Source organism: Ligilactobacillus saerimneri DSM 16049, assembly GCF_000423265.1.
GTDB lineage: Bacteria > Bacillota > Bacilli > Lactobacillales > Lactobacillaceae > Ligilactobacillus > Ligilactobacillus saerimneri.
This window is the reverse complement of record NZ_AUHQ01000046.1, coordinates 1-5,287: the sequence shown is the minus strand read 5'-3', so window position 1 is coordinate 5,287 and position 5,287 is coordinate 1. Positions and strand designations below refer to the sequence as shown.

The following is a 5,287-nucleotide window of genomic DNA, read 5'->3' as shown; positions in this document are numbered from 1 at the left end:
ATCGACAACAATCCCCATGCCAATAAGAGCGTAGTGGTGCGTCAACGGAGCAACTTGCCGAAAATGAAACGGGTAGTTCCGGGGGGTGACAACAACTTGTTCACCATACGAAATTTCTAGGTCCAGGTTGCGGCCAAAGAAGTGGTGGGAACCGGTTTGGAAATTAACTGCTGTACACATGAATTAGACTTCCTTTCTTAAACACAGACTTAGGTACAACTTAAAATCTAAGGCTAGTATAGCATTTAATGCTCAAAAGTGACAGACGGAATTGGGATGACAGGCACCTACGGCGGCTTAGTTCATCTCTTGCTCGTCAACGGGGCATAGCGCCCAGCTAAAAAACTAGCCGCGATTACGGGGTTCACCCCGGTAATTGTAGCTGGTTTCATCAGTTAGGTCATTGGACTTTGTTGCCTTTTCTCAAAAAGTTTTTCATTTAATCTTCAATCTCTTAACTGATTCAAATTTAAATGTAATTCCTAAAACTAAGAGTAGCATAATTAGCCAGATTATCAGGCCATATATGGATTTAACTGGTAATTTTTTTTGGTTAAGGCAGATTGTAAAAGGCAGATTGCAAGAAATAACTTGAACGAATTTAGTGACGTAGGTTAAGCAAGAAGACCTCGATTGGTGTATGCCAATTAAGACATTTAAGTGGCCGGGAATTCAAACTGCCAATAGATAATGTATTCACCATCCATGGTCATCATAGCAAAGGCAGCTTTGAAATTATCCGGTAAATATGCTTTTTTAAATATCCGATATACCATAAGGTTAAATCGATAATTTGCACACAAAAAAATGGGCACAAAGCCCATCATGTCAGTGTATATGGCCATCCCTCGATGCAAGCCCATGCACACGTTTTTTTCTGTGTGCAAATCGTGTGCATGATATTCTGAAATAAACAAAAACAGTCCTTGATACATCTTCGCAAAACGTTGATATATCAAAGACTAATAAACTTTGTAAGTTTTAACTATGCTGACTAGAAGCTCGGAGGTTAAATTGTCTCAACCATTGATATATCAACAATTAAGCTAATCAATTTAGATTTTGTGTGTCTAGTTGTGTGCATTTTTCAGTGCAATAACCAATTTATCGGTGCAAAATCATCCATTTTTGCACCGATAACTTTTAAATTGCACCGATTAGTCATTAACTGTATATCGACTTGCTCTCCCTCTACCAACCAGTTTTATTATGTTCTTCTTTCGTAATTCTGCTAATACGTGCTTAATAGTACTCTCACCATACTGTGGAATTAAGTTCATCAGTTCACGCCTTGATAAAGGTTTTAAACTATTACGTAACTTAGTAAGCACTAATGATTCTGGATCTTTTTCAGTATCATTAGTGAAATCAATACGTGTATTTAGTTCACGATATGCTTGAAGAACGATGCTCAAAAAGTAATCAACATAGGGGCCATAATGATTATCATTATTACTCCAAGCAGTTCCTGAACTTTCTAATAAAGTTCGATAATATTCAGCTTTTGTTTTTTCAATCAAGCGCTCTAAACTAATATATTTTCCGACTTCAAAACCCAATTGATGTAATTCTAACAACATTAATAGCCGTGACATCCGTCCATTTCCATCTCTAAATGGGTGAATAGAAACAAAATCAAGCATAAAGGCAGCTGCTAATATTAAAGGAGGAAAAGAATTATTGGTAATTGCATTATTGTAAGCCGTGCATAAGTCTTGGACTAGTTCAGGAGTTAAGTAAGCCGGTGGTGGAGTGAATCTCGTCTCCTGATGACCATCCGGAAATGTAGTCACAATAGAATTATCAATATTTTTAAATTCACCGCCCCACGTACTTTCAGTAAAATTAAACAGTTCCTTATGGAGCGCTAGAATGTTGTTAGGTGTAATTTTAATGTATTGAAAATTCTCATGAATGGTTGCTAAAACATCGCGATAACCTGAAATTTCTTCCTCGCTTCTATTTTCAGGAGTAGTTTTTTGGCTTACAAGTTTTTTTAGTCGTGCATCACTTGTGGCAATACCTTCAATTCGGTTTGATGCGTCTGTACTTTCAATTTTTGCTACCGCTAATAATTTATCCATAATATCTTTTGATTTTAAGGATACATGGGCTGTTTTCCCTTTTAACTCATAGATTTGATTGAGTTTTTCAACCATCTTAGTAGTTAATCTTAAATCATTTAAAGTCTGGTAGTTAAAAACTTTCAATTCCTTCATCTCCTTTCTTATCAAAATTATTCTTTATTATTTTAACCCAATCTCTCCAATTTATCAGTGCAATTTAAAAATTATCGGTGCAAAATTGACTGTTTTTGCACCGATAATTCATTTGTTGCACCGAAAAAATAGGTATTTTTTTCACGTTCAATTACTAATTGCTTTTTATTTCATCCAATTATCCATCATCTTTCGATCGATGTCACGATCTGCTTTAACATACACTCGCATAAAAATTGAAAGACTATTACCCATTCTTTCTGCTGCCCAAGGGTAAGATATTCCAGGCTTATTAGCTAGCTTGGTACACAATGTATGACGGAATGAGTACATGGATATTTGTGAGCCATTGCCATGAATCCCCAGCTCATTACAAATTTTCTTTAACATTTCATTCATGCTTTTTTGTGTAATGGGGACATTATTTACACACATTTTATAATCATGTAAATTGAGAAAAAGTAGTCCCTCAGGATTGATCAAGTCATGGTACTTAAGAAATTCTCCCTGTCGTTTTTTATATATTTCAAGAAAATCTGTTAATTCTTGTGAAATCGGTAGACAATACCTTGAGTATCCTTTAGGGCGTGCTTTAAGTGTTCCATTAAACTTACGTGCATAATCCGACCAACTATCATTGATTTTAAAAGTAGAATACCCATCTTCCGTAGTAATATTTTTAAATTTTAATGCTTGAATCTCTCCTGGACGCATTCCTGTCTCAAGATCAATCCAAAGTGCTAAACGTGTTCCCCAATTAGCTATTGTAGTATGGCTTAAATCAGATTGGATTTGAGTCTTAATGGCCTCAAGTTCAACGTTTGAAAATAGATATCGTTGTTTTCTAACACTGAATTCGTTCTTACGAAAAAACTTATCCAAATACTGCTCGGGTACTGGATTTTCTTTTACTACCTTACCAATCAGTTCATTAAAGAAACTCCTCATATGGGTTAACCGATGATCAATTACTGTCGCACGTCCAACTGTTGCCTTATGATCACGAATAAAATCACGAGCAAACTGCTCAACCAATCGTTCACTAACATCCTTGATCTTAATATTTTTAAAATACTTTTCAAATTCATTAGCTGAATTATTCCAGTCACGATATGTAACAGGTGAAATAGTATTTTTCTTACGATTGACATATTTTCGAAATTCACCTGCAAAGACTGCATTACCATCCGCTAGCTGCATTCCTTCTTCATAGTCTGCCCACATCTTCCTTTCTAACGCCTTAGCGGTTGAGCGATTAGAAGCGTAATCTACTGGCCAGCTTTCCCTTTTACCAGTGATTTTATTAATGGGTTGAATACGCACTTGATACTTTCCTTTATGCTTACCTGTTGTCATCTTTTTAATCATTCTTTTTCACCTTCAAAAAAATGATGAAGCCATCGCTTGGCCCCATCATTTTGATTATTATTTTGCCCATACCGTCTTCTGATGATATCCCGCATTTACTAGCCAATCTTCAACTTCAGCTAAGATGTAATATTTTCGACTAGGTGTTGTTAATTGATGAAAAGGCAGCCCGTTATCTAAGAGCCTGTATAAGATTGTGGTGCTTATGCCCAATTCATCACAAAGTTGTTTGCCATTTAAAATCTCTTTTCCAAACATAATTATGTCCCCTTTGTGATCGAATTATAACTCTGCGCAATATAAAACATCATTAATTATTGTTTTGTTGGCCTCTTAGCTCTGAAATCTGCTTCTTATAATCTTCCACTTCTTCCTTTGTTCCTCCTTCGTAAGCTTCAAAGAAAGAAAGAAGGCTCTCAATTTCATCTAGATCCCAATACTCCATGTCTAATAAATCTTGAATACGATCTTCAATTAAAAAATCTTGTTCAATATAATGAAGTACTGCTTTAGTCGACAAGTCGATTCCTCCATCCTCAGTGAAGTCTAGATCGTACAAACTAATCCTATATTCTTCCTCAGGATTTAACGAAGTGTATACGACTGCATACAATTCATAGTTACCGTCACCGAAGAGATCTAATACCCTATTGCAGTGGTCCATTAATTCACTCGTAGACATTTCTTTCATAATTTCTGCTTCTTTATTTTCAATCGTCAGCAATGGTTCCCCTGCCTCAAGATCAAAATTGCCATATTCATCTAATTTAAAGTCAGTTTTCTTTAGACCAAATTCATCCATATAAAGGTCTGCCATACATTCTGGATCATCTGCAGCTGCTAAATTGGCATAATCAATTTCATAAACAAGGTCTGATAGAACCTCATCTGGTTCTAAATCATACTCATCTTCACTTGTACTAGGCCAGATCTTCTCGTACTGACCAATTGGATTTTGCCTATATGCTTCGAAACGTACTTTATTATATGCCTCTGGTTTGTTAATATTTTTATTCATTATATTTTCCTCCTATTTGTTCTTTAGAGTTAAAATCTCTTGTTTTAAACTATTAATTTGTTTTAGCAAATTGTTATATGCTTGTGTTGAATAGAACATTCCAACTTGTTTATTAGAGTTCATCACAGAAACCGGTAATACCATCGTTCCACTTAATTTATTTGCCTGATCAAAATGCTCTGAGAAAATATCTTTCTTCATAAGAATAGACTGTTCCCATTCAAAGCCTGGATTACTAATCATGCCATCCATTCCTTTCTTATATTATTTTCACTAACAATGACTAATTTATCTCAAAAAAACATTATTTATTTGAAAAGTCGAAGGGCTTAAACATAGCAGTATCCTTGTTCTTGTCGTACTTTTCTTTCAGCATAGTAAATCCATGATGCCACGCCTTTAATTCCCCAATTGTCTTTTGTTTAAAGCTATCCCACTTCTCTACACAATCAGGATATGCATCAAACTCATCACGCATTGCCCGCATTTTGGCCGATGTTAACTGAGTACTATTAGCACAAATTACCTTTTGGTAAGTTTTACCGCCAAAGTTTTTTCGTTTTAAATGGCAGATTGTAAAATTTAAGTTGAACATTTTAGTGGACAGAAAAACCCATAAAGGTCTTTAATGGTGTCGTCACAACATTCCATTAGAAAGAAGGACCTTTATGGGCACCACTAT

Annotated in this window: 7 protein-coding genes; all 7 read right to left on the bottom strand. The window is 35.4% G+C overall.

Annotated features, from left to right (window positions below; genetic code table 11):
- The coding region (locus G541_RS09775; protein ID WP_035163266.1) for a linear amide C-N hydrolase at positions 1–180 on the bottom strand (180 nt) is incomplete at its 3' end.
- A gap of 977 nt (positions 181–1,157) precedes the next feature.
- Complete coding sequence (locus tag G541_RS0108185; protein WP_027827113.1) at positions 1,158–2,219, bottom strand: Fic family protein; 1,062 nt, start codon at positions 2,217–2,219, stop codon at positions 1,158–1,160.
- Between the two features lie 165 nt (positions 2,220–2,384).
- Positions 2,385–3,587, bottom strand: coding sequence for a tyrosine-type recombinase/integrase (locus G541_RS0108180; RefSeq protein ID WP_027827112.1), 1,203 nt, complete (start codon positions 3,585–3,587; stop codon positions 2,385–2,387).
- Between the two features lie 57 nt (positions 3,588–3,644).
- Entirely contained in the window at positions 3,645–3,845 is a 201-nt protein-coding gene (locus G541_RS0108175; RefSeq protein WP_027827111.1) for a helix-turn-helix transcriptional regulator, read from the bottom strand.
- Between the two features lie 52 nt (positions 3,846–3,897).
- Positions 3,898–4,605, bottom strand: coding sequence for a hypothetical protein (locus G541_RS0108170; protein WP_027827110.1), 708 nt, complete (start codon positions 4,603–4,605; stop codon positions 3,898–3,900).
- Positions 4,606–4,617: 12 nt separating this feature from the next.
- Positions 4,618–4,848, bottom strand: coding sequence for a hypothetical protein (locus G541_RS0108165; RefSeq protein ID WP_027827109.1), 231 nt, complete (start codon positions 4,846–4,848; stop codon positions 4,618–4,620).
- Between the two features lie 61 nt (positions 4,849–4,909).
- Positions 4,910–5,200: a hypothetical protein gene (locus G541_RS0108160; protein ID WP_027827108.1), complete on the bottom strand. Its 291-nt coding sequence runs from the start codon at positions 5,198–5,200 to the stop codon at positions 4,910–4,912.
- Positions 5,201–5,287 lie beyond the last annotated feature (87 nt).